The sequence below is a fragment of the uncultured Aquimarina sp. genome (assembly GCF_947496855.1).
Lineage (GTDB): Bacteria > Bacteroidota > Bacteroidia > Flavobacteriales > Flavobacteriaceae > Aquimarina.
Genome location: NZ_CANMED010000010.1, coordinates 53,516 through 79,336, shown reverse-complemented (window position 1 = coordinate 79,336; position 25,821 = coordinate 53,516). Strand labels below are relative to the sequence as shown.

The following is a 25,821-nucleotide window of genomic DNA, read 5'->3' as shown; positions in this document are numbered from 1 at the left end:
TGTTTTTTTATACAGGACAAAGCTATGGATAGAGCTCGGTCTTTGTTACGTCATTTAGGTGTCACCTATCTGTCATTTATTGTTTTTATAGGGGTTTTGAGGTTGAAGATATGTTTTTTATATAAAAAATGCCTTTGAAAATTTCAAAGGCATTTTTAAAATATCTATATATAGATCACTTTTTTATCTCAATTCAGCTCCTAATTTATTTTCAAAATTATGCTGAAGTTTATTCATGATTTTGTCAATTTGTTTATCTGTTAGGGTTTTATGTTCATCTTGTAATATAAAACTTACCGCATACGATTTCTTTCCTTTAGGCAGGTTTTTTCCTTCATACACATCAAATAAGTTGATGTTTTTTAGTAATTGCTTTTCTGTTTGTTTGGCAATGGTATGAATCTCTTCAAAAGTTACGGTATTATCTAATAACAAGGCAAAGTCTCTTCTTACTTCTGGAAACTTAGGAATGTCTGTGAATTTAATTTTAGTTCGTCTTGCAAATTCAAGAATAGTATCCCAATCAAAATCCGCATATAATACTTCTTGAGAAATAGAAAAATGTTTTAAAACAGATTTTCTTATGATTCCGAATTCTACCAACTTTGATTTGCCTAAACTATAAGAAACGCCTTCAGCAAAAAGATCGTTTTTTATCGGAGACGTTTTAGATGTTTTGATTCCTAAACGATTTAATATTGTTTCTACAATACCCTTCAAAAAAAAGAAATCACCATTTTCTTGAGCAACTTTCCAACTCTCCTTAGTTTTATTTCCAGTAATAAGTAGACTTAAGTGTTTGTTTTCTATTCTTCCACTATCATAATTATGATATGTTTTTCCAAATTCGAAAAAGGTAAGATCAGAACGTTTTCTGTTAGTGTTATATGAAACAGCTTCTAAACCAGAAAACAATAAAGATTGTCTCATAACTGCCAAATCATTACTCAATGGATTAAGCATTTCTACATTGTTTTCTTCTTTTAATTGCTCTGATAATGAAATATAATCAGGAGTTGTTAAGGAGTTGCCTAATATTTCATTAAACCCCTGTCCAACTAACTGATTAGAAATTGTGTTTTGTATGTTATGGTCAGAGAATTTATCGATGTTAGAAATGGATGCGTTTAACTTTTGAGTAAATTTAATATTGTTATATCCATACACACGAAGAATTTCTTCAATTACATCCGCTTCTCTTTGAACATCATTGCGATACGCAGGAATAGTTAATCCAAGACCACTTTCTGTTATGTTATTTACCTTAATTTCTAAAGAACTCAAAATACTTTTGATTGTTTCCTGAGGGAGTTCTTCTCCGATTAGTTTTGCGGTGTTATCAAAAGATAAAAACACCTGAAAATCTTCTGTTTTTTTAGGATATAGATCTATAATGTCACTAGTAATATCTCCGCCAGCTAATTCTTGTATAAGCAAAGCTGCTCTTTTTAAGGCATACTCAGTAACAGTAGGGTCAATACCTCTCTCAAATCTAAATGATGCATCTGTATTTAGTCCGTGACGTTTTGCTGTTTTACGAACACTTACCGGATTAAAATAAGCACTTTCTAAGAAAACTGAAGTAGTATTTTCCGTAACTCCAGAATTAATTCCTCCAAAAACTCCTGCAATACACAGTGGCTTTTTAGCATCACAAATCATTAAGTCTTCTTCGTGTAATTCACGTTCTACTTCGTCTAATGTGGTGAATTTAGTACCAGCTTTTAGAGTTTTTACTTCAATTTTATTTCCTTCGATATAATGAGCATCAAATGCATGCAGAGGTTGTCCAAGTTCATGTAAGACATAATTGGTGGCATCTACTACATTGTTTTTTGGAGCAATACCTATGGCTTTTAACCGATGCTGTAACCAAGAAGGAGATTCTTTTACTTTCAATCCAGAAATTGTAACACCACAATATCTTGGTGCTAATTCTGGATTCTTAACATCAATATCGAACTTATGTAATCTGTTTTCTACTTTAAAATTACTAACAGAAGGTGTGATCAGTTCCATATTAAGATCCTTTTGCTGTAAACCAGCTTTTAGATCGCGAGCAGTACCCCAATGACTCATAGCGTCTGCTCTATTAGGGGTTAATCCTATTTCAAATACGTAATCATTTTCGATATCAAAAATATCTGCAGCAGAAGTACCAACGGCAATGTCGTTATCAAGAACCATAATCCCATCATGACTTTTACCAAGTCCTAATTCATCTTCGGCACAGATCATTCCATGACTTTCTTCTCCACGGATTTTACCTTTTTTGATTTTCCATTCCTCACCATTTTCATCATACAATTTTGTTCCAATAGTTGCAACAGGAACTTTTTGTCCCTCAGCTACATTAGGAGCACCACAAACTATTTGCACGGGTTCGCCATTACCTAAATCAACTTTTGTAACTTTTAATTTATCCGCATTGGAATGCTGAACGCAGCTAATTACTTGTCCAACAACTACACCTTTTAATCCTCCTTTTACACTCTGATAGGTTTCTATTCCCTCTACTTCAAGCCCTAAATCAGTAAGTAATTCTCCGACTTTTTCTACCCCCCAATCAAGCTTAATAAATTGCTTAAGCCAGTTATATGAAATTTTCATTAATGATGATTCTGAAATTAGTCAGTAAAGATACTACTTTGGGTAAAGTTGACAAACAAGAACTTTAGGTTATCTAGAAGAAAAACAAATATTATCTATCATTGTTTATTTGTAGTAACACTTTAGTAATAACGACAAATCCATATTAGATTTAGATTTCTTATTTTTGACTATTAGTTTTATTAAAATAATACTATTATGAATTTAAAAAACCTACTTATCATTTTATTTTTTGTAAACTGTTTTTCTCTTGTAGCTCAACATGTTGACGAACAAAGCCCAAAAATAGATAAAGAACAGAATACATTCTCAAAAACTGGAAAAGAAGAGAAAAAGAGTTTAAACTCTAAGAGAATCAGTAAGTCAGCGAAGTTAAGTGCTAAAGAACAGCAAGACTTACAAATACTTCATGATAAACGCTTGAAAAAGAATAAAGAGTTGAAACAGAAAGCTATATCTAAAAAAGGGAGAAAAGAAAATATCAAAGTATATGATAAAAAGGATCCAAGTGGTTTATAGATAAATATCCTATGTTTTGTTTTCACCTAAATAGTTACCTAAAAACTTTACAATAAATTTTTAATGATCAAAGTCAATGATAGGATTTAATTTTCTTAAAAATACAGTCAAATTATTTTGTTTTATGTTTTTAATAAACTTAACCTCTTGTAAAAAAGAAGTTAAGTCAAACGAAATGTTTCTTAAAAGCGGACTTTGGAAAGCTTCATTAGAATTACAAGATGATAAAAAATTACCTTTTTTGTTTGAAGTTTTTGATGATCAAACTTTGAAAATCTTTAATGCAGAAGAAAACATAGATGTTAACGAGGTTAAAATTGAAGGAGATTCCGTTTTTATTAAATTTCCTGTTTTCGAAGGGTATATTGCTGCTAAATTTGAGGACTCCATGACAATTTCTGGAAGTTTTATTAAAGAGAGCCTTGAAAGAATTGTTCCCTTTAAAGGAGTATTTGGAGTAAAAGATAGATTTGAAGTGGTATCAAAGCCTACTGCAAATATTGAAGGTAATTGGGAATCTGTTTTTAGTCAAGATACACCAGAAGATCGTTATATTGCTAAAGGGATCTTTAAACAAACAGGAAATATCGTGACCGGTACTTTTAGAACGACAACTGGTGATTATCGGTATCTTGAAGGAGTACTCAATAATGATAAATTAGAACTATCTACTTTTGATGGAGCTCATGCTTTTCTTTTTACAGGAACGGTTACTGACAGTACTATGAATGGTCACTTTTATTCAGGAAATCATTGGAAAGAACCTTTTACGGCAAAGCGTAACGAACAGTATGAATTACCATCAGAGGATTCTCTTACGTTTATTAAAGAAGGGTATGATAAACTGGCATTTAGTTTTCCGGATGCGCAAGGAAATCAAATTTCTCTTGAAGATGATCGCTTTAAAGGAAAGGTAACTATGGTTCAGATTATGGGAACTTGGTGTCCTAACTGCATGGATGAAACAAAATACTATGTAGATTACTATAATAAAAATAAAAGTAAAGATATTGAATTTGTAGCGTTGGCATTTGAATATGCTAAAACTTCTGAAAAGGCGTTTAAATCTATTGAGAGATTACGCTCAAAGTTAAACGTAGAATATCCTATTCTTTTGGCTCAATATGGAACATCAGATAAAGAAAAGGCACAAGAGAAATTACCCATGCTTAATCACGTATTATCCTATCCAACTACAGTTTTTATAGATAAAAAAGGAGAGGTTCGTAAAATCCATACTGGTTTTAACGGTCCTGCAACAGGTCAGAAATATGTGGATTACAAGAATGAATTCGAAAGCTTTGTTAATCAGCTGTTAAAAGAATAATTTATTTAACACTTATTAGGACTTACATTTTTACTTTAACACTACAGTAACATCAGGATTGACAATATCATCTTAATATTGTTTGACGCGTATGATTTTTCTTTCATAGAAAAGCGTAATAAATAATTTCAAACAATTCAGTCATGAAATGAACATTAATGATTAAGTATATGTATTACTTAATCATTATTAACGAATTCTACCTGACCTCTAAAAAGTTAAAAGAAAAACAGATGAAACAATTTAACCGAATCACAACGTTTGTTGCTAGTGCGATGATGTTACTCACGATCCAAATGAATGGACAACTTAAAACGCCTGAGGCAAGCCAGCGTGCTAAAGTAAGTCAGCGAGTTGGGATAACAGATATTATCATTGATTATGGTAGACCAAGTGTTAAGGAACGTAAAGTATGGGGTGAATTAGTACCTTATGGATATAATAACCTTGGATTTGGAACATCAACTACAGCACCTTGGAGAGCTGGTGCTAATCAAAACTCTACTATAGAGTTTTCGCATGATGTGAAAGTAGAAGGTAAGGATATTAAAGCAGGACTTTATGGACTTCATATCGCACTAAAAGAAAACGGAGGAGCAACTGTAATATTTTCTAAAAATTCAACTTCTTGGGGTAGCTATTTCTATGAAGAAAAGGAAGATGCTCTTCGCGTAGATGTCCAAACGAAAGAGACGGCACATACGGAAACATTATTGTTTTTGTTTCCTTCTTTTGAAGCAAATAGTACAATTGCTGCATTGCGATGGGAAAAGAAAGAAATTCCTTTTAAAATAGAAGTAAATGTGAGTGATATTGTCCTGAAAGGAATCAAAGATGACCTTAGAAGCAATGCTGGATTTACGCAATCTAATTGGGATAATGCAGCAAATTATGCTTTTAATGCAGGAGATACGGATCAAGCTTTAGAATGGATAAATGCCTCGATTAGCGGTAATTTTTTTAGTAAAGAAACTTTTGGTAATCTTTCTCTTAAATCTCAGATTCTAGGAAAACAAGGTAAAGCTCAAGAAGCGATGGCGATTGTAGATAAAGCAGCTGCGTTAGGTAATGCTTCTGAGGTGTTTCAATTAGGGAATGGTCTTATTGGGCAAGGGCAAAAAGATAAAGCGTTAGAGGTTCTAAAAAATAATGTAAAAAACAATAAAGGTATCTGGCCCTCTAATTACGGTCTAGCAAGAGCATATTCCGCTAAGGGAGATTATAAAAATGCGATTAAATCTATTAATGTAGCGCTGGGTAATGCTCCGGACAGATTCAAAGGGAGATTATCTGGTGATCTTGAAAAACTTAAAAAGGGAGAAGACATCAATTAAGAAATTGAAATATTTATTAGTTTTAAAAAGGGGTAGAAATTTTTCACCCCTTTTTTGTTGATTTGAAAATAAAATTAGCACCATTTTCTTAGGCATAATGGGATAACTATTTCTTGTTATATTACGATGTAATATTTTAATACGATTACCATATCTTTGCATCACCAAATTTATATACATGAGTAAAGCTGTTTATATTGCTACTATTGAACCTAATAGTGGTAAATCCATTGTAGTTTTAGGATTAATGAGAATGTTACTTGGGAAAGTAGCTCGAGTAGGGTACTTCAGACCTATTATAGATGATCCTAAAGAAGGAGAAATAGATAATCATATTAATACTGTAATATCACATTTTGAATTAGATATTAATTTCAAAAACACCTACGCTTTTACTAGGAGTGAGGTACTTCAAAAATATAATCAAGGTAGACCCGGAGCAATTATAGATGGTATCATTGAGAAATATAAAAATTTGGAAGAAAAGTTTGATTTTATTCTGGTAGAAGGAACAGATTTTTCTGATGAAGGAAGTATCATCGAATTTGATATTAATATAATCATTGCAAAAAACTTAGGGATTCCATCTATTATTGTAGCTAGCGGTGTAGATAAGACAAAGGAAGAAATAGCCGGAAATCTAAAATTAGCATACGATACTTTTACCAGTAAAGATGCAGAGGTAGTCGCAGTGGTTGCTAATAAGGTTGTAAATGGTTATGAAAAAGAATTAAAGAAAAAACTAGAAGAGGAATTCGAAGAAGGTGTAATGCAAATTGTTATACCTAAAATAGGTTCTTTAATTAATCCTACCATTAGAGAGATTGTAAGAGAATTAGATGGAAGTGTTCTTTTTGGTAAAGAATTTTTGAACAATCAAGCAGGAAGCTTTGGAGTAGGGGCAATGCAATTACGTAACTACCTTACACATCTTAAGGATAATAGTCTCGTAATTACTCCGGGTGATCGTGCTGATATTATTTTGGGTGTTTTACAAGCTAATATATCAGACAACTATCCGAAAATTTCTGGTATTATCCTTACAGGAGGAATCATACCAGAGGAACCAATACTTAAATTGATAGAAGGTGTATCGCTCTCAGTACCAATTGTATCAGTTACACAAGGAACTTTTTCTATTACTAATAAAATAGGTGCTATTAGATCAAAAATATACGCGGATAATCTACAAAAAATAAATACTTCGATTAGTACATTCGGACAGTATGTAGACGCAGATCGTTTAGTAGATCCTTTGATTACATTTGAGTCCGATAGTTTGACTCCAAGTATGTTTCAATATAACCTCTTAAAACGAGCACTGAAACATAAAAAACATATTGTTTTACCCGAAGGATCTGATGAAAGAATTCTAAGAGCAACATCTAGATTACAAGCATCGAATGTAGTAGATATAACACTTATAGGTGAAGAAAAGAAAATAAAAAGTAAGGCTATTAAGTTGGATATTCTTATTGATTTTAGTAAAGTAAGTATTGTATCTCCAACGAAATCTCCGCATTTTGATGATTATGTGAAAACATTTTATGAATTGCGAAAACATAAGAATGTAAATATGGATATGGCCAAAGATATGATGTCTGATGTATCTTATTTTGGGACGATGATGATTTACAAGGGGCATGCGGATGGAATGGTTTCTGGAGCGGTTCATACTACCCAACATACGATTAGACCAGCACTACAGTTTATTAAGACCAAACCGGGTGTAAAAGTAGTATCTTCTGTGTTTTTTATGTGTTTAGATGATAGGGTTTCTGTGTTTGGAGATTGCGCTATCAATCCGAACCCAAATGCAGAACAGCTAGCAGAAATTGCAATTTCTTCAGCACAATCAGCTGCTGCATTTGGTATTGAGCCAAAAGTAGCAATGTTATCATATTCCTCAGGGACATCTGGAAAAGGAGAAGATGTGGAAACAGTAAGAGAAGCTACCAAAATAGTAAAAGAAAAGCATCCAGAACTTAAGATTGAAGGGCCAATACAATATGACGCTGCAGTGGATATGAGGGTTGGACAGAGTAAGCTTCCTGATTCTGAAGTAGCGGGACAAGCTAGTGTTTTGATATTTCCTGATCTTAATACCGGGAACAATACGTATAAAGCTGTGCAACGAGAAACGGGAGCTCTAGCAATTGGTCCAATGCTTCAAGGACTAAATAAACCGGTAAATGATTTAAGTAGAGGTTGTACAGTAGATGATGTCTACAATACAGTGATTATTACTGCAATTCAAGCACAAGGTCTCTAAAAAGATAAAACAGAATCAAGAAAGAAGGTAAAAGAAAAGAGAATAAAAATTCAAATGAATTGGTTTGTATAAATCTATGATCTTTTTTCTATATTCTTAAATAAAATATATGCGAATACTAGTATTAAATTCAGGGAGTTCATCAATTAAATTTCAACTATTCAATATGCCTTCGGCTGAAGTTCTTTGCTCAGGATTGTTAGAGCGTATTGGTTTAGAGAATACTAAAATAAACTATAAAACCGATACTCAGGATATTGAAAAAGAGGTTGCTATTCCGGATCATAAAATAGGATTACAATTAATTGCCTCTTATGTATTGGATTCAGAAATAGGAGTGATTACTTCAACTTCAGAAATTCATGTTGTTGGGCATAGGGTGGTTCACGGAGGAAGTACTTTTGCTAAAACTGTAGAAATCAATAATGAGGTAAAGCAAAAAATAGAAAAGCTTTCTGTGTTAGCACCACTTCATAATCCTGCTAATTTACAAGGAATTCTGGTTTCAGAAGATATTTTTAAAGATGCAAAACAGATTGCAGTATTCGATACCGCGTTTCATCAAACAATGCCTCTCGAAGCTTATAAATATGCTATTCCCAATATTTTTTTGGATGAACATGATATTAGAGTATACGGTTTTCATGGCACCAGCCATAAATATGTATCAGAAAAAGCAATTAAGTTTTTGGGAAAAGAAAACACTAAGATTATAACAATTCATTTAGGTAATGGATGCAGTATGACCGCTATAGAAAATGGTAAAAGTATAGACCATACTTTAGGTTTTGCCCCAATGAATGGATTGATTATGGGTACTCGATCGGGTGATATTGATCCTGCTGTCATCTTTTATTTGGTAAAATCGTTGGGATATTCCTTGGATGAAGTCAACTCATTACTTCAAAAAGAAAGTGGTATGCTTGGCTTAACTGGCTACAGTGATTTACGTGATATAGAATCTAATGCAGAAAATGGGGATGTGAATTGCCAGAAAGCTTTAGAAATGAATGCGTATCGTATTAGAAAGTTTATAGGGTCATATATAGCTGTGATGAATGGTCTAGATGCCATTGTATTTACGGCTGGAATTGGAGAGAATTCTGATGTGATGAGAAAATTGGTTAGCTCTAATTTAGAGTATTTAGGGATTGAACTGGATGAAGAAAAAAACAGTGTCAGATCTAAAGAAATTAGAGAAATTAACCAAGTTTCTTCTAAGGTCAAGATACTTGTGATTCCTACAAATGAAGAATTGGAGATTGCTCAGCAGTCGATGAAATTGCTAGAGTAACAAAAAGACTACCAAAATTTTAGGTAGCCTTTTTGTATTTAAAATAGTTTTAGGATTTATTATGCCCAGATACAGCTCCCATTGGGTTGGCAATATCCGAAATCACAAAATTCCATTCCATTAAACATTTGGCAACATTTTCTTGGAGGTCCACAGTATACAAAAGGACGTCCCCATGCACCAGTAATTTGCTGTTGATCTTCTTTTGTTAATCTCTGAATTCCTTTAAGATTTAAGATTTTTTTCATTGTGTAAGTATTTAAAGTTAAATTAAATATTCTTTTCTCTGGATTAAAAAAAGCAAACTAATTAGGATTGTCTTTAACGGTTTTAAGTTTTACCACACTAAAAAAAGATGCATCCTCCAGATGGTCTACAATATCCAGGTTCGCAAAAACTTCCTCCAGGTATACTAATAAGACAACCTCTGCCACTAGGACAGCAACCAACAAGTCCCCAAGCTCCTTTAATTGATCTTTGTTCTCCTTTACTTAATTCTTGAACCCCTTTTAATTCTAAGATTTTTTTCATTGTGTAAATATTTAAAGTTAATGTATCTCTACAAGATACTAGTAAAGCAAATTGAAAAGCAAATCCATTTACTTGATATTTATAAATTTCAACAACTTATGTTTAGTATCGAGATGTTCCATAATAAAAAAGACCATCTATATAGACAGTCTTTTTTATTATATCTTAATTCTTATAGTTTTAGTAGAGTATACATCCACTCCATCCAGTGCATCTTCCTGGCTCGCAGAAACTACCACCTGGATAACTAATACGGCATCTGTTGCCACTGCCGTTAATTGGATTCGGGTTACAACAAGAAATATAAGTGTTAGCTCCTTTTATGGATCTTTGTTCTCCTTTACTAAGTTCTTGAACTCCTTTTAATTCTAAGATTTTTTTCATGGTGTAAAGTATTTAAGTTAATCTAGATATTTTTTTTAAAAACTAAAGGCAAGTTTGTTAAGATTGCCTTTTTCGTTTTACGTATTTATGATGTTAATATAAGATACATCTATTTCCCCATCCGTAAGGATCACAGTATCCAGGTTCGCAGAAACTACCACCGGGAAAACTAATTTGACAACCTCGTCCGGATGAACAACAAGATACATTTCCCCAAGCTCCTTTAATAGATCTCTGTTCTCCTTTACTTAATTTTTGAATCCCTTGTAAATCTAAGATTTTCTTCATTGTGTAAGATATTTAAGTTAATCTCCTAAATATAATGGAAAATTCCCTAATTATATTACGCTAAAAACGCTAAAAAAATAAGGTTTTGTTGTATACCCTGCTAAAAGAATGTTATGTTCCTACAGCTTCTTTTCTATTCCTATAATAGTATGGTAGTATAATCTTGTAGCAAACAACTTATTAACAAGGTTTTTTTATGTAAAACATTTAAGATCAAATGGTTAATATCTTAAAATAAGCTAATTGTTACATTATCAACATATTGGGTAATGATTTGATAACGAAGACTTCTAGTAAATTTAACAAAATAGTTTTAGCTTCGAAAGCGTTAAAATTTACTAAACTAACTCACAACACACAATGAAAAAATTATTGCTATTACTAGTAATGGGCTATACTCTTACTTGTTTTGGTCAGATACCATCATATTATAATGATGTTAATCTTTCTTTATCTGGTCAATCTCTAAAAAGCGAATTAGCTACTAAAGTTACAAACACCCAAACGAATACATTATCCTATACTCCAGGAGTTTGGGACGCCTTAAAACAAACAGACCTTGATCCGACGAACTCTTCTAGAGTTGTTCTTATCTACGGATTTAGTGATACCGATGGAAATTCTATTACGGATAGAACCAGAGGAGTAAATAATAACGGAGGAGGTTCTACTGACTGGAATAGAGAGCATACGTATCCAAAATCATTGGCTAACCCTAATTTAGGAACTACAGGAGCAGGAGCAGATGCGCACAATCTAAGACCTTCTGATGTACAAAGAAACTCTAGTCGAGGTAGCCGGAAGTTTGCTGATGGTTCTGGAAACTCTGGAACGACTTCACAAGGACATTGGTATCCGGGAGATGAATTTAAAGGTGATGTAGCCCGAATGATGATGTTTATGTATATACGATATGGTAATCGATGCTTACCTTCTAATGTTGGAATAGGTTCGTCTGTCTCTGGTGATACTAATATGATTCAGTTGTTTCTAGAATGGAACGCTGAAGATCCTGTTTCTCAATTAGAATTACAACGAAATCCAATTATCGAGAATTTACAAGGAAATCGAAATCCTTTTATCGATAATCCCGCATTTGCCACTCAAATATGGGGAGGGCCACAAGCAGAGGATCGTTTTGGAACTTCAGGAAGTGATACACAAGCTCCAAGTATTCCTTCAGCTTTAATCGCATCAAGTACAAATACAACATCTACTCAGTTATCTTGGAACGCATCTACAGATAATATTGGAGTTACAGGATATGATGTGTATAGTAATGGGGCGTTTTTGAATTCAACTACCGTAACAAATTATTTGGTAACAGGATTATCCGCAGCGACAACATATAGTTTTTCTGTAAAAGCAAAAGATGCCGCCGGTAATATATCTGGATTCAGTAATTCTATTAACGTTACAACTCAGAGCACATCTGGAGGAGGAAATACACTCTGTAGTTCGACCATCACTTCTTTTCCTTATACCGAAAGTTTTGAAAACACTTTTGGCGCATGGAAACAAGCTACATCTGGAGATGATTTTAACTGGGCTACTAGTTCCGGTAGTACACCATCTTCTAATACTGGTCCAAGTTCGGCAAATACTGGTTCTTATTATATTTTTATGGAATCTTCCACTCCTAATTACTCTAACAAAAGAGCAATATTGTATTCGCCTTGTTACGACATTACGAATGAAAGTCAAGCTACTTTTTCGTTTAAATATCATATGTACGGTACTTCGGCTATGGGAAGTTTGGCCCTAGAGGCTAGTCTTAATGGAACTAGTTGGACACCTGTATGGAGTAAATCAGGAAATCAGGGAAATTCTTGGCAGACAGCCTCTGTTGATTTAGCCTCCTATATAGGTAAAAAAGTACAGTTACGTTTTAATGGAATTACAGGAACTACGTGGCAAGGGGATATGGCCGTTGATGCGATCAATTTTTCCGCTTCTGGAAATACTGGCGGTGGGTCAACAACTAGTGATGTTAATTTAAGAATTACTTTTGACGACTATCCAGAAGAAACAAGTTGGGAAATAAGAAACGATAGTAATCAAGTGATACATTCTGGTGGTACTTATGGCGCTCAAGCAGATAGGTCAACTGTTAATGTATCAAGAACTTTGGATACCGGATGTTATACGTTAATTGTAAAGGATGTTTATGGTGATGGTATCTGTTGTAGTTATGGTAATGGTTCTTATGCTTTAACAGATTCTTCTAATGGAGCTATATTAGCTTCTGGAGATTCTTTTGGAACACAAGACAGTAAAAGTTTTTGTGTAGGTTCTGCATCCAGAAATTTTTCTGGAGAGATTATAAAAGAGAATATACCTACTGTATTTGATTTTAGTTTTTATCCTAATCCAGTTATAGGAGAAGTGAGCATAAAATTGGAAAATAGAGGTGAGGCAGATTATAAAATTATAAATCAAGTAGGTCAAGTTATAAAAGTAGGAAAAGTTATAAAAGAACCAATTAAACTTAATGAATTGCCATCAGGAATGTATTTTATATCTGTTAATGATGGAAACCGAACCATTAGTAAGAAGTTTGTAAAAAAATAACTAAAAATATTTCTAATAAACTAACCCCACTTTTTAATAAGTGGGGATTTTTTTTGATATTTTTTTAGAATGAGGTATCTACATGATTTTATATATTAATATTTTCCAATTAATACTTTCTTATATATAATCTAATAGAATATTCTAGAAACAATATTCCTAAAGAGATTTGAAAAAAAGTACAGTGAAATATATTCAATAATAATTTCAAGGTATAAAGCTTCATAAATATGCACCTGATGTTTTTATTTTCTATATGCAAAAAAAGAGGGAATTTTCCGTCTTTTTGTTTTTGATTTATTGTTTATAGGTAGATTTTGAGTAATTCCATTGTAAAATATTCATTAAAAAGTGCAAATTCCCTTCAAAATTAATAGTTAATTACTAGTATTTTACGATGAAAAACAGTTTTTTAAAGGTTTAAATGTTAAAATAAAATTTTTTTAACAATCATTTGTAGGGTAATTCCTTGTCTTGTCTATAGGTTTTTCAATACTTCATGTTCTTTTTGCAATTTTAGGCGTATTATTATTATGGTTTTAGCGCAATATGTTTTTCATTTTTGTTTGTACATTAGAGTTAAGAAAATTTGTAAAGCGCTCATTGTTAAATTTTTTAATAATCCCAAAATAAAAATGACATGAAAAAAATACTTTTGAATAGTTAACTTTTTATCACATTATAAGTTTTCTTTTGTTAATTAAATGTGCTCTTAAAACCGATTAATTCGGATATAGTTTTGAATTAATTTGGAGACTTACCACTCAACGATTATTTGATAAGAATTATTAGCTACTCATAACTACCCCACACGGATATTGAGTTAGATACTAATATGAATACGTCTGATAACTATTGTTTGTCAGCATAGATAATCGTTTCCAGACTGAGCTACTTCAAGCATTCAGTCCTGATGTGGGGAAATAAATTATTAATATAATAGTCAATAGGGTTGTGTGCCCAATGATATCTTAAAATATTTAGGACGGATGAGTATATCTGCTAATTTTAATATGTTTTGTGATGAACTGAAGATTTCTGATAAAAAGAGATCAATTATTTCATTACGTTACAATTCAATAAATAAAAAATTGAATAATGATTTTTGGAATATAGATACTAATTATGGTAGTATTTATATAGGTTGCTATGGAAGAGAAACCGCAAATGACGGCATCCAAGAGATCGATATGATCTTTGAAATGCCGTCTAATTTGCTGATTGAGTATGAAGAATGTGGAGGAAATTTTCAAGCAAGATTCCTAGAAGATGTGCGAAGGTCAATAGCTACTATATATCCTAAAACTAGTATTAATAAAGAAAAACAAGCAATAAGCATTAGATTTTCTGATAGAATGTGTTTTAATGTATTTCCTGGTTTTATTAAGGATGGAGGAGGTTATATTTTTGCGAACGCAAATGGTAGCTGGAATGTTAATAAGCCCATATTTTTACAAGAGGCTATGAAGGTTGTTGATAAAACTGTTAATTATAATCTCCGGAAATTATGTAAAATGGCCAAAGCCTGGAAACAAAACTGTAAAGTAAAAATCAAAGATGTTTTGATAGATACATTGGCATATGAATTTTTATTATCTACTAATAAGAACTATGAATCATATTTGCAGTTTGATGTTATGTGTTTAGACTTTTTTAAATTTCTAATGAGTCAACAGGCGCTAAAAGTAATATGCAATGATGCAGAAAATGGACAAAAAATGCATAACACTGAAAATTTAAAATGTAAAGCCATTATTGCGTATTTTAAGGTTGAAAATGCTATAAAACTTGAGGCATCTGGAAAAAAATGGGTTTCAAGACAAAAATGGAGAGAAGTTTTTGGTCATAAATTTCCGGAATCGGTAAGAATAAAATCGCAAATAAAGAAACTGCATGAAAAGACAGTATCTCTGCACATGGAACAAAAAGAATGTATTCGAATTTTAAACCAAAAGTTAATGACTTTTAAAGGACTTCAGATTCTTATGGCATTACTTATTGTTTTGGGAGTTTTAATTATTGGATTTACAGAATATTTCGATCTTGGATTAGTCTTATTTGTGGTGTCCTCGGTAATATTTCTGGTTACTTTATATTTTCAAAAATATAATTTAAGAGATATCTCAATAAAACATAAGCAATCTGCTTTACGTACATTTTTGATAAAAGAAGAGTGGCAATCATTATTAATAGATCTTAATAATGGTAATGTGGATATTACTATTATCCGAAAAAGAAAGGACGAACTGCAGCGTAATATGATTGATGTTTATAGAGGTGCTTCAGTATTTATAGATAAAAGATATGCTGAAGCTGTAGAAAAGATAAATACTATTTCAAAAGTAAAGGAAAAATTACCCGTTGTGAAACCTGGACAAGTGAATATTCCTGTTTGGCAGAGCAATAAGTTTCATGTAGAGAACAAAGTACAATGTTTAATGAACTACAGAAATTAACAAAATTGATTAGGTTCTATAAGTGGAAGATGATCCTTTTTCTCAATGCTAAACGATAGTATTGATTTTGAAGGATCATTTTTATTTGTAAGCTTATAAGTAACTACTTAAAGCTATTCGTTTTTAAGAAAATAACCGATACTTTAGAAATATTGCTATTTTATAAAGTAAGTATAATAGTGGAATTCCTATAACCAGACTTATGATGATTAATAAAAGAGTAAATTTTCCTCCAATAAAAGGGATTTACTAACATCTCTGATAATAGTAACTTCACTATACATATAATATGCACTTATGGCGGTCAAAGTAGCAAGAGGGACATATAAAAGACTTTCTAAAAAAAATGAAACTAGTGTATATCCCAGAAATTGTATAGCATTGGTATATGTGGAATAATAGAGTAACTCCTAAATCTATAGAAAGAATATAGCTTATTTCTTTTTTGATTTTTATAGTGATCTCCTGTTAAAACTGTGTTTTTATACAATCTGGACGAATAGTAGAATTGTTGTTTAAACAAGTATGATACATACCTTTATAGCAATTATGACATTTACCTTGAGAAAACAAGTTGGTGTGTGTATGGCAAAAATAACTTCGTTTTTCTTCTTCTGTCATTATTATAGATTCTTTTAATTTGGGATCGATTGAACTTAGATAAAAGAGTATAAAAATATTACAAAAGCGCAAACTAGTTAGTTTTGCGCTTTTGTATTTGATGTCGTGTATGGATATGAGTTTGTGTAATACCTAGTATACTTCTGAATTTACTATAAAGTAAAATTGTGAATAGGATTACTTCAGTTGTAGCAACAATTTCTCAGCTACAAGCTCTGATGAAGCAGGGTTCTGACCAGTAATTAATAATCCATCTTCTACAACATAAGGACTCCAATCAGCTTCTTTAGAATACGTACCTCCATTAGCTGTTAACATGTCTTCTACAAGAAAAGGCACTATTTCTGTTAATTGAACAGCTTCTTCTTCCGTATTAGAAAATCCAGTTACTTTTTTACCTTTTACTAAAGGCGCTCCGTTAGCTCCCTTAGTATTCTTAAAAATGGCAGGAGCATGACATACAGCGGCTACAGGTTTGTTTTGATTATAGAAAGCTTCAATTAATGCTATAGAGTTTTTGTCTTCGGCTAAATCCCATAAAGGACCGTGACCTCCTGGGTAAAAAACTGCATCATAATCATTCGCATTGATGTTAGCAAGTTTGACAGTATTAGCAAGAATAGTTTGTGTTTCTTGATCTGCATTAAATCTTTTAGTTGCAGGTGTTTGGAAATCGGGTAATTCACTTTTTGGATCAATTGGCGGCTGTCCTCCTTTCGGAGATGCAATAGTTATCTCCATACCTTTATCTTTTAAAAAATAATAAGGTGATGCAAATTCTTCTATCCAAAACCCTGTTTTCTCTCCTGTATTTCCTAAATCACTATGACTGGTTAATACGAATAACACTTTTTTCATGGGATCTGTTTTTTTAGTCGTTTCTTTGGTCTCTGTGTTTTTTCCACACGAAGCAAATAGTATTATAGCTGTTGCTATTCCTATGATTTTTTTCATTTATAATCCTCTAATTAATATTTATATTATTTATAGGACCAAAATTAAGGCAACTTAAAACGTAAAAAAATGATCTATGGTAAGAAAAGAAATTAATTTCTGGTAATCTCTTTTCGTACTCTACTTAGACTTTCTGATGTAATTCCTAGGTAAGAAGCAATATGGTAGTTTTTAACCAGCTGTTCTATATTTGAGTAGGTATTGACAAAATCAATATACTGCTCTTTTGCTGTTTTAGATAGGTCGCCTATAATTCTCTTCTGAAAAGAACCAATGTAAGATTCGGTTTTGATTCTAAAATAGCGTTCTATACTGGGGATTTTATTAAAAATTTCATTCATATCATCTCTAGAAAGCCTAAAAAGAGATGCATCCTGAATACATTCAATCTGAAGAATTGCTTTTTCCTTTTTGAAAAATGCGGTGTAATCACCGATCCACCAATCTGTAATTGCAAATTGTATAGTATGCTCCTTTGCAGATTTATCTGTAAAAAATGAACGTAAACATCCTTGTTCTACATAGTATTGAAAATAGGCTGTGTCTTTTGGGTATAGTAAAATTTCTCCTTTTTTAACCTTTATTTTTTTCAGCTTGCCACTAATTATTTTTTTATCTTCTTCGCTTAGTAGTAAACCTTTAAAAATTTCTTCGAAGTTCATATGAATGTAATTACTTAGCAACAGTTTTATGCAAAACTTTGAGCTACTTAGATAGGAATAGATTTTCTGTTGTGTAAAAGTATAAAAGAAATTCCTTTACCTACTAAATTCGTTTTTAGAATGTACGTTATCGTAATGATTATTAATAAGTAAAAAATCCAATCACAGTAATGCGATTGGATTCTATTATTCTTATCAATTAAGTAATATATATGTTTAGTTATTTAACATCACCGGCATAACCAGCATTGTAACGGTTTCTCCTTCATCCAATCCATCCGTAGGTGTAAGGATTCCTGCTCTATTTGGTAGAGACATTTCTAATTGTACATCATCTGCATTAAGATTGTTTAGCATTTCACTTAAGAAACGAGAGTTAAACCCTATTTGCATATCATCACCTTGATAATCGCAAGTCAGACGTTCTTCTGCTTTATTAGAATAATCGATATCTTCTGCAGATATATTCAATTCTGCACCAGCGATTTTTAATCGGATTTGGTGTGTTGTTTTATTAGAGAAAATAGAAACCCTACGAACAGAGTTAAGAAATTGATTACGAGCAATAGTTAATTTATTTGGATTCTCTTTAGGGATTACTGCTTCGTAATTAGGGTATTTACCATCAATCAATCTACAAATCAATTGTGTTTCATCAAAGGTGAACTTAGCATTAGATTCATTGTATTCAATCAATACTTCTGTATCGCTGCCAGCTAATATACCTTTAAGAAGGTTTAATGGCTTTTTTGGCATAATAAATTCTGCAGCTTGAGAAGCTTGCACATCTTCACGAGAATACTTTACTAATTTATGAGCATCAGTAGCTACAAAAGTTAAGCTCTCTGTAGAGAACTGAAAAAACACACCACTCATTACAGGTCTAAGATCATCATTACCTGTAGCAAAAATAGTTTTGCTAATCGCGGTTGCTAAAATATCTCCTAATAGTGTTGTTGAGCTTGGATCTTCTAGTTCTACCGCTTTAGGGAATTCTTCTCCATCTGCATATGCTAGTGCATATTTACCGTGATTAGAACTTATTTCTATAGTATTATTATCTCCTGCTACAAACGTAAGAGGTTGTTCAGGAAACGTTTTTAATGTTTCTAATAATAACTTTGCAGGTACAGCAATGATTCCTTCATCAGAAGACTCTACTTCTAATTTAGCCGACATAGTAGTCTCTAAGTCAGAGGCAGAAACGGTTAAGGAGTTATTGTCTAATTCGAATAAAAAGTTATCTAAAATCGGTAAAGTATTACTGTTATTGATAACTCCACCCAATACCTGAAGTTGTTTTAATAAATACGAACTGGAAACTATAAATTTCACCCGTTTAATTTTTTTAGATTAGTACTGTTTTTACAGTGGCTATCGTTTAATAGCTTACGCAAATATAATTGTAATCTACAAGGATTTCGTTATGCTAAAAACGTTAGTTATTAACAAACGGCTAGGAGTTATTGACTATGTTTGATTAGATGTAGTTGTTAGGTTTAATCTAATAAGAAGATTCTTAAAAATAAATCATTTATTAATGTGAGGTCTTTCGGAAGTGTGTTTGTATTCAAAATAGAAAAAAAAGTATATAAATTTATGATGTTTTTCAATTGAGGATAAAATTATAAGATGTTATTCGCGAGAAGTTTTTGTTAGTTTTTGCTAGAAATATCGACTGATGTGGTAAAATTTTTGCTAAGATAATTATGACATTCAAAATTCAATTTATAATATTCATGCTGGTTACAGGTAACCTGCTTCTAGCTCAGAAAACTACTGATCCTTATAATCAAAATGAAGAACTAGGAAAAGTGCGATGGCTACGGGATTATGATGATGCGGTAGCACTTGCCAGAAAAAAAAATAAAGATGTGCTAATTTTATTTCAGGAAGTCCCGGGGTGCAGTACTTGTAGAAATTATGGACATAATGTTTTAAGTCATCCTCTTATGGTTGAGGCTATAGAAAATTCATTTGTACCGTTGGCTATATTCAATAACAAAGGAGGTAAAGATGCACAAGTACTCAGTAAATATAAAGAACCTAGTTGGAATAATCCTGTGGTACGCATTGTTAATAGTAATGGTAATGATGTTATAAATCGTATTGGAAATGACTATTCTGCGTTGCGTTTATGTAAGAGTATGCAGCAAGCTCTAACAGAAAAAGGAAGAAAAATTCCTGAATATATTAATTTATTAGAACAAGAGTTGTCAGCAAAGAAAACTGATAAAGCTTATTATAAAATGTCCTGTTTCTGGTCTGGCGAAAAACAGTTGGGTAAATTACCAACTGTATTAAATACAGAATCAGGTTTTATAAACCATAGTGAAGTAGTAGAAGTCACCTATGACGCTAAGGAGTTGACCAAAAAAGGATTAGATGCGTATGCGAAATCTAATGGGATGACTTTAGTTGATAATGAACAACCGTATCGATCTTCACCAAAAGATTTACATTATTATTTACAGCAAACAAAATTTAAATACATACCATTAACAAAGCTTCAGCAAACAAAAATTAACAGTGCTTTGGGTGAGGGCAAAGCTACAGCACATTTCTTGAGTCCTAAACAGTTAAAATGGTTTAAGAAAATTAAAAACAATAATAATGAAGTATTGTTACATGCAAATTTTGTCGAAGCTTGGACTAAAAAAAATGAGTAACAAGAAGCAATCTAACACAATACTTGTAGTAGTATAAACGAATCATTTATAATATTTTTTTATAAGAATCGTCTCTCACTATGTTTATTCATCTTTTATCAATTTATCTGTATAATGTGCTTTGTGTTTTGGTTGTGCAAAACGTTTTTCATTATAGGAACTGGATTTTCCTTTTGCAATGGATAACGATTTCCAATGCTCATTACAAATCATTTTTCCCAGAAACACAATTTGCCCAATATGATAGGAATAATGTGCTAATTGTCGATTGATTGCTTCAGTAATACTATGTTCAATATTTCGGATGTAAATTGGTTGATTAAAATTAGTTTCATTTACGCTATCCAAAGCTTCAAATAGGCATTGCCAACCTTCGTTCCATTTGACTAATAATTCTTCTTTGGTTTTGATGTCATTTTCGAATTCTGCATCGCGTGCTCTCCATTCCTTTTCTCCGTCTGATGTAAGAAAATCTTTCCAACGAGATTTCATATTACCCCAAAGGTGTTTTACGATTATCGCAATACTATTACTATCGTCATTATACTGCCAAAATAGGAGATCATCATTAGAGACTTGATCAATTGTTTTCTCTCCTAAAGATTTATAATAAAGAAACTGCTTTTTTATTCCTTCTAAATAAGTAGTTGCATTCATTGTTGCGGTTTAGTTCTTTAATATAAGCAATTTCGAAATGATTCTGGATCTTTTAGTTGAGAAAACATATTGTTTAATTACAAAAGAAGATGTCTCAGGATGAGAATGAAACTTCATATTTGTAGAGGGTAAAAATGAAATTAATCCATCTTTTTATTTAGTTAAATAACAGAATTATAACATTTTAATAATATTTTGGTTGTAATTTTAAAAGGGAATATTTTTGTTAATACTTATCGAATAAGTATCAATCAATTTATTGAATTTTAATTCTTAAAACCTTTATTATAAAAAAAATGATTAATTCAATTCCAGGCGCTCAGAAATTATCAAAGTCTTCTCAAAAAGAAATCAAAGGTGGGATGCCAGTCTTATCGGATTGTGAGGGAGGGTGCTATGATATTTATTTGTCAGATGTTTTAGGGAGATTTTGCGCAGTTCCTTCTCCTAGTGGAGCAGTTTGTTTTGGCAATATTCGAAATGAAAAGTGCTGTATTTAATTGAGGAAAATAAATTCCTGCGATAAGAAAACTCTTTTTTGGGTTTTCTTATCGATTAAAATATCTTAAAAAAAATTAAAGTTATTTTTGATATTTTCTCTTTCTAATAAAAGCGAATGCAACCCCAAACAAGCCAAGAATCAATAATGGTATAATAATATTGATAACTTGCCAGAAAGTGCGTTTTTTTAATACTTTTTCGATATTAAGAAAAGCAATGTTTATTTCTTTTCCTCTTACTTCTGTTAATCCAGAGTCATCTAGTAGATAGTTTACTGTATTTAATAAAAATTCCTTGTTTCCGTATTGTAGATTTAGGTAAGGATCATATCCTAATGTAATTGGTCTACCTTTTCTAATTCCATTTTTCATAACATCTCCATCTGCAATTACTACCATTTTAGTTGCTGAACTTACGTTCTTAGCATTATCAAGCTTAAAAGGTTTTACACGATCTTTGTATGCAGATTTAAAGTTACCTTCTAATAAAACTGCGAGGTTATGATTACCGTCTATATAACTTGCAATATCAGGTTTCTGACCAATAATATTATCTAACCTTATTTCTATTGGAATCCCTTCTAATTTTGATCGTTCAGAACTGGTTAATAATATGGTTTTAGTCAGCTCATTTTTTAAAGTATCTATTTGGTTTGAAAATTCGAATTTTACAGATTCTATATTTTTGACAATAGGGTGATTACTAGTACTTTTGGTTAATGAAGAATAAAACCAAGGGTGTGGTGTGAATTGAGTGTCATTTCCTTGACCGGAAGCAAGCATTAGTGGAGCAGAGTAGAGGTCATTTACCAAAACAGGATTGATTCGTACTCCATAAGAGAATAATATATCTCCTAAGCTAAGGTCTTGCATAAAAGCTACTGCTGTTCCTTGTGATTGTGGATTGAATAAACTATCAATTTCCATAGCGACAGACTCTACTAACCACAGCGATTTACCACCCTCCATAATAAATTGATCTAATACATATTTTTCGTTTTCAGAAAAAGGTTGTGTGGGTTTAGCATTAATTACAAGATCAAATTTTTGTAAGTCTTGTAGTGTTTTTTCTGAGTTTGAAGCCACAGAATCCAAAGTGAAAGCTCCAACAAAGTAATATTCTTGCAATGTTTTAATGAAATCCGCTATTTTGACATCAGGTAATTGTCCATTTCCTTTAATGACGGCTATTTTGTGTTTTTTGGGATGAATCAATTTTTTTAAGGCATCGGCAAAAACATATTCTAATTGTTGGATAGAATTATTAACCCTTTCTTCTGTAGTCGCTCCAATTGTATTTTTTACTAAGGCTACTTTTACACTTCGGTTCTGATAATTCATAATAGCCCAGGGAACAACAGTTTCTATAGCTGTTTTTCCGCTTTCCTGAACACTAACTTCCATAGGAGTAAGCCCTAGTCTTTGTAGTTCTTCTAAGGTCTCTTTTCTGAATTCCTCTTCTTCAATTGGATTGGTGAAAACATACTGTATTTTTGGATTAATCGCATTGAATTCTTCTAATATCTGTTTTGTCTCTCCTTGTAATCTTCTAAACTCAGATGGAAAATCACCTTCTAATAAAACATCAATTGAAATAGGAACCTCTGCCTCGGCTAATAAGTTTTCGGTAGCTTCAGAAAGGGTGAAACGATGATCGGCAGTTAGGTCAAAACGACTATAAAAACTGCTACCGCCAAGATTGACCAGTACAACAGCAATAGCAGCGAAAGAAGCAAATTTTATAATGCTTTTTCTAGAAATTTTCTTTAAAACAATAGTAGTTAAAAATATAAAAAGTGCAATAATGCTTGTGAAATAAATGATATCTCTAGTATCCAATATCCCTTGGCTGATACGTTCATAATGCAACTGAATTCCTATTTGTTCTATAGTATAATCCGTAGCTCCCAATAATTGATAATTGGCTAATCCACTAAACCCAAAATAGAATAAAAAACAAAGAAATACACTAATTAGAAAAGCTACGATTTGATTATTTGTTATTGATGATGAAAAAGTACCAATCGCTGTATAGGAAGCAGTAAGAAGTAAAAGAGCAATGTAAGATCCAATCGTACTACCTACATCGAGATTTCCTACTGGATTCCCTAATTGATGAATAGTAATTATGTACAATAAACTAGGAATTAAAGCAATCACTATAAGAAAAAGGCTTCCTATATATTTTCCTAAAACTAATTGCCAATGCCTTATTGGCTGAGTTAATAGAAGTTCTAAAGTACCTTGTTTTTTTTCCTCGGCAATGCTACGCATGGTTATTGCTGGAATTAAAAATAATAAGATCCATGGTGCAATTAAAAAGAATGGAGAAAGATCAGCAAAACCGCTGTCTAGAATGTTAAACTCTCCTTTGAATACCCATAAAAAGAGCCCGTTAAGTACTAAGAATAGTCCTATCACTAAATATCCTACAGAAGAGGCAAAAAATGTATTTATTTCTTTTCTTATTATCGCTAGCATTCTTTACAAAATTATGAGTTATGGGTTGTGGGGTTTAGAAAAATAAAATGAATAACTATTTATTCCGAACCCCAAACTTGTTCTACACTCCAAGCTTCAGGTTTTTGGTTAAATTTCTTTTTGGTGTTTCTCCAAACACCTTTAAATAACGAAGAGTTTCTGTAGTTATTGAGATGCTCTTCAGATTCCCAATGGCTGTAGGTGAAAAATTGGTTTGTGTGATGGATATCTCGTATCAACTTTAAGTGTGAACAACCTTCGAAATTTCGAATTTTATCTTTATTCTGATGGAAATTCTCTAAAAAAGCATCTATTTGCTCTGGAATGAACCCCAATTTTACAATCCGTATGATCATTTTAGTTTTTTAAATTTTCAAAGTCTTAAAGCTGTAAAGTTTTGAAGTTTCAAAGCTACAAAGTTTTTTGCGTTAGGGATAGCAGTGACATCCTTTTTTACGTCAGTTCGAGTACCACATTTTGATGTGGTGTATCGCGAACAAGTAAAAAAGATACAACGAATAGCCCGACCGCCTATTGTAAAGAGGCGGAAACGCCCTAATTGTTCTATTGATAACAGGTAAAACACATAAGAACTCACATACTCAAATACTAATTTACTCAAAAGTAATACTTACAGTATCACGATAATGTAATCCAAATAGACTAGAAGCACCACCAACAGTTTTTGGATTACTTTTATAAATGGCTAGTTCTAAATATCCAGACGAATTGAAGACTGCTAGTTTCTTTCCATCTTCTTCACGCTTACTTTTTTCAATATCAAAATTTATAGCATCACTATATCGTTCATAAATAGTACTGAAGACAGCGCTCCTGGCGGTAATTTTAAATTCTCGTCCTTTTCCTACATCTTCAAAAAGTTTACGGGTAATATTCGTAATAAGGTTTCCGTAGTTATCAATATAGATAATACTTCCTACAATTTGTTTGTCTCCAACATTGACAATTGGAGTAATTCCTTTTATTAATTTGATATCCGTAATTGACTTTCCAATAACTTCTAGTGTTCCGCCACGAGCAATGTGGCAAGCTACCGTTACAAAAACATCTAATACAGGAAAATTTGTGCCAATAGCATCATGTATATTGATTTCTACAATTTTTTCTGGTCTGAACTCTGAAGCAATTAAAGAAATCAATCCATTATTAGCACAGATAAAATAGTGATCATCTAGCTTTACGGCTATATGTTTGTTTTCAGGATTAAGTTCACTGTCAATCCCTATAATATGTATGCTTCCTTTTGGAAAGCTCTTATAGGCATTCTGAATAATATAAGCCGCTTCTATAATGTGGAATGGCGAAATTTCGTGAGAAATATCTACAATAGTAGCCTCCGGCAGTTCCGTATAGATAGCACCTTTAACCGCAGACACAAAGTGATCTTTGATTCCGAAATCAGTAGTTAAAGTTATTATTGGCATCTATAAGAATTGTTAATATCTTTTAATTATAAGCGCTTAAAAATATGTAAATTTGCTATGAAGTTATTCAAAGTTTTTTTGAATCAAGGAATTAGTAATAAAAACATACGAGTTTATCATTTTTGACCACTTAATATCTTTTATGATCTTAAAAAAGTTACACTTTATAGTACGTTTTTCATTTTTGATTCCCCGGCAAAAACTTCAAACAATCCCGATAGCTATTGGGAGAACAAACTTAGTCAA

21 protein-coding genes are annotated in these 25,821 nt (G+C 32.0%); 9 read left to right on the top strand and 12 right to left on the bottom strand.

Annotated elements, in window-relative coordinates; genetic code table 11:
• Positions 1-183 precede the first annotated feature (183 nt).
• The gene (pheT, locus tag Q0921_RS24335; RefSeq protein ID WP_299261694.1) at positions 184-2,610 is read right to left on the bottom strand and encodes a phenylalanine--tRNA ligase subunit beta; all 2,427 of its coding nucleotides are present in this window, start codon (positions 2,608-2,610) and stop codon (positions 184-186) included.
• A gap of 198 nt (positions 2,611-2,808) precedes the next feature.
• On the opposite strand from pheT, the gene Q0921_RS24330 reads away from it, so the two are divergent.
• The 5 genes from Q0921_RS24330 to Q0921_RS24310 all read left to right on the top strand — a co-directional run bounded on the left by Q0921_RS24330 (position 2,809) and on the right by Q0921_RS24310 (position 9,356).
• Positions 2,809-3,129 carry a hypothetical protein gene (locus tag Q0921_RS24330; protein ID WP_299261692.1) on the top strand — a complete coding sequence of 107 codons (321 nt, stop codon included), beginning with the start codon at positions 2,809-2,811 and terminating at the stop codon, positions 3,127-3,129.
• A 124-nt stretch (positions 3,130-3,253) separates the two neighbouring features.
• Positions 3,254-4,456: a peroxiredoxin gene (locus Q0921_RS24325; protein WP_299261690.1), complete on the top strand. Its 1,203-nt coding sequence runs from the start codon at positions 3,254-3,256 to the stop codon at positions 4,454-4,456.
• A gap of 233 nt (positions 4,457-4,689) precedes the next feature.
• Positions 4,690-5,790: a DUF2911 domain-containing protein gene (locus Q0921_RS24320; RefSeq protein ID WP_299261688.1), complete on the top strand. Its 1,101-nt coding sequence runs from the start codon at positions 4,690-4,692 to the stop codon at positions 5,788-5,790.
• Positions 5,791-5,968: 178 nt separating this feature from the next.
• Positions 5,969-8,062 (top strand): phosphate acetyltransferase, encoded by a 2,094-nt coding sequence (pta, locus tag Q0921_RS24315; protein WP_299261686.1) that lies wholly within the window; start codon positions 5,969-5,971, stop codon positions 8,060-8,062.
• Between the two features lie 109 nt (positions 8,063-8,171).
• Positions 8,172-9,356 carry an acetate/propionate family kinase gene (locus tag Q0921_RS24310; protein WP_299261684.1) on the top strand — a complete coding sequence of 395 codons (1,185 nt, stop codon included), beginning with the start codon at positions 8,172-8,174 and terminating at the stop codon, positions 9,354-9,356.
• Positions 9,357-9,415: 59 nt separating this feature from the next.
• Here the strand turns inward: Q0921_RS24310 and Q0921_RS24305 are convergent, their stop codons facing one another.
• The 4 genes from Q0921_RS24305 to Q0921_RS24290 all read right to left on the bottom strand — a co-directional run bounded on the left by Q0921_RS24305 (position 9,416) and on the right by Q0921_RS24290 (position 10,559).
• Positions 9,416-9,604: a hypothetical protein gene (locus tag Q0921_RS24305; protein ID WP_299261682.1), complete on the bottom strand. Its 189-nt coding sequence runs from the start codon at positions 9,602-9,604 to the stop codon at positions 9,416-9,418.
• A gap of 97 nt (positions 9,605-9,701) precedes the next feature.
• Positions 9,702-9,887, bottom strand: a complete 186-nt coding sequence (locus Q0921_RS24300) for a hypothetical protein (protein WP_299261680.1) — start codon at positions 9,885-9,887, stop codon at positions 9,702-9,704.
• Positions 9,888-10,067: 180 nt separating this feature from the next.
• On the bottom strand, positions 10,068-10,271 hold the full coding sequence (locus Q0921_RS24295) for a hypothetical protein (protein ID WP_299261679.1): 204 nt from the start codon (positions 10,269-10,271) through the stop codon (positions 10,068-10,070).
• Between the two features lie 93 nt (positions 10,272-10,364).
• On the bottom strand, positions 10,365-10,559 hold the full coding sequence (locus Q0921_RS24290; protein WP_299261678.1) for a hypothetical protein: 195 nt from the start codon (positions 10,557-10,559) through the stop codon (positions 10,365-10,367).
• 360 nt (positions 10,560-10,919) lie between these two features.
• Here Q0921_RS24290 and Q0921_RS24285 point away from each other — a divergent pair, with 360 nt between their 5' ends.
• Positions 10,920-13,130 carry an endonuclease gene (locus Q0921_RS24285; protein WP_299261676.1) on the top strand — a complete coding sequence of 737 codons (2,211 nt, stop codon included), beginning with the start codon at positions 10,920-10,922 and terminating at the stop codon, positions 13,128-13,130.
• Between the two features lie 989 nt (positions 13,131-14,119).
• Positions 14,120-15,586 carry a hypothetical protein gene (locus tag Q0921_RS24280; RefSeq protein WP_299261674.1) on the top strand — a complete coding sequence of 489 codons (1,467 nt, stop codon included), beginning with the start codon at positions 14,120-14,122 and terminating at the stop codon, positions 15,584-15,586.
• A gap of 798 nt (positions 15,587-16,384) precedes the next feature.
• Here the strand turns inward: Q0921_RS24280 and Q0921_RS24275 are convergent.
• From Q0921_RS24275 to dnaN, 3 genes are all read right to left on the bottom strand, one after another.
• Positions 16,385-17,161, bottom strand: a complete 777-nt coding sequence (locus Q0921_RS24275; protein ID WP_299261672.1) for a type 1 glutamine amidotransferase domain-containing protein — start codon at positions 17,159-17,161, stop codon at positions 16,385-16,387.
• A 92-nt stretch (positions 17,162-17,253) separates the two neighbouring features.
• Complete coding sequence (locus Q0921_RS24270; RefSeq protein ID WP_299261670.1) at positions 17,254-17,823, bottom strand: Crp/Fnr family transcriptional regulator; 570 nt, start codon at positions 17,821-17,823, stop codon at positions 17,254-17,256.
• Between the two features lie 216 nt (positions 17,824-18,039).
• On the bottom strand, positions 18,040-19,158 hold the full coding sequence (gene dnaN / locus Q0921_RS24265; protein WP_299222945.1) for a DNA polymerase III subunit beta: 1,119 nt from the start codon (positions 19,156-19,158) through the stop codon (positions 18,040-18,042).
• Positions 19,159-19,532: 374 nt separating this feature from the next.
• On the opposite strand from dnaN, the gene Q0921_RS24260 reads away from it, so the two are divergent.
• On the top strand, positions 19,533-20,492 hold the full coding sequence (locus Q0921_RS24260) for a VPGUxxT family thioredoxin-like (seleno)protein, type 2 (RefSeq protein ID WP_299261668.1): 960 nt from the start codon (positions 19,533-19,535) through the stop codon (positions 20,490-20,492).
• Between the two features lie 84 nt (positions 20,493-20,576).
• Here the strand turns inward: Q0921_RS24260 and Q0921_RS24255 are convergent, their stop codons facing one another.
• A complete protein-coding gene (locus Q0921_RS24255; RefSeq protein ID WP_299261666.1) occupies positions 20,577-21,149 on the bottom strand; it encodes a DUF1572 family protein in 573 nt (190 codons plus the stop codon).
• A 296-nt stretch (positions 21,150-21,445) separates the two neighbouring features.
• Between Q0921_RS24255 and Q0921_RS24250 the strand changes: the two genes are divergently transcribed.
• Positions 21,446-21,649 (top strand): hypothetical protein, encoded by a 204-nt coding sequence (locus Q0921_RS24250; RefSeq protein ID WP_299261664.1) that lies wholly within the window; start codon positions 21,446-21,448, stop codon positions 21,647-21,649.
• Between the two features lie 81 nt (positions 21,650-21,730).
• Here Q0921_RS24250 and gldG read toward each other — a convergent pair whose 3' ends face one another.
• The 3 genes from gldG to Q0921_RS24235 form a co-directional block, all read right to left on the bottom strand.
• A complete protein-coding gene (gene gldG, locus Q0921_RS24245) occupies positions 21,731-24,130 on the bottom strand; it encodes a gliding motility-associated ABC transporter substrate-binding protein GldG (protein WP_299261662.1) in 2,400 nt (799 codons plus the stop codon).
• Between the two features lie 59 nt (positions 24,131-24,189).
• The gene (locus tag Q0921_RS24240; protein ID WP_299261660.1) at positions 24,190-24,486 is read right to left on the bottom strand and encodes a putative quinol monooxygenase; all 297 of its coding nucleotides are present in this window, start codon (positions 24,484-24,486) and stop codon (positions 24,190-24,192) included.
• 258 nt (positions 24,487-24,744) lie between these two features.
• A complete protein-coding gene (locus Q0921_RS24235) occupies positions 24,745-25,575 on the bottom strand; it encodes an SAM-dependent chlorinase/fluorinase (RefSeq protein WP_299261659.1) in 831 nt (276 codons plus the stop codon).
• Positions 25,576-25,821: the final 246 nt, after the last annotated feature.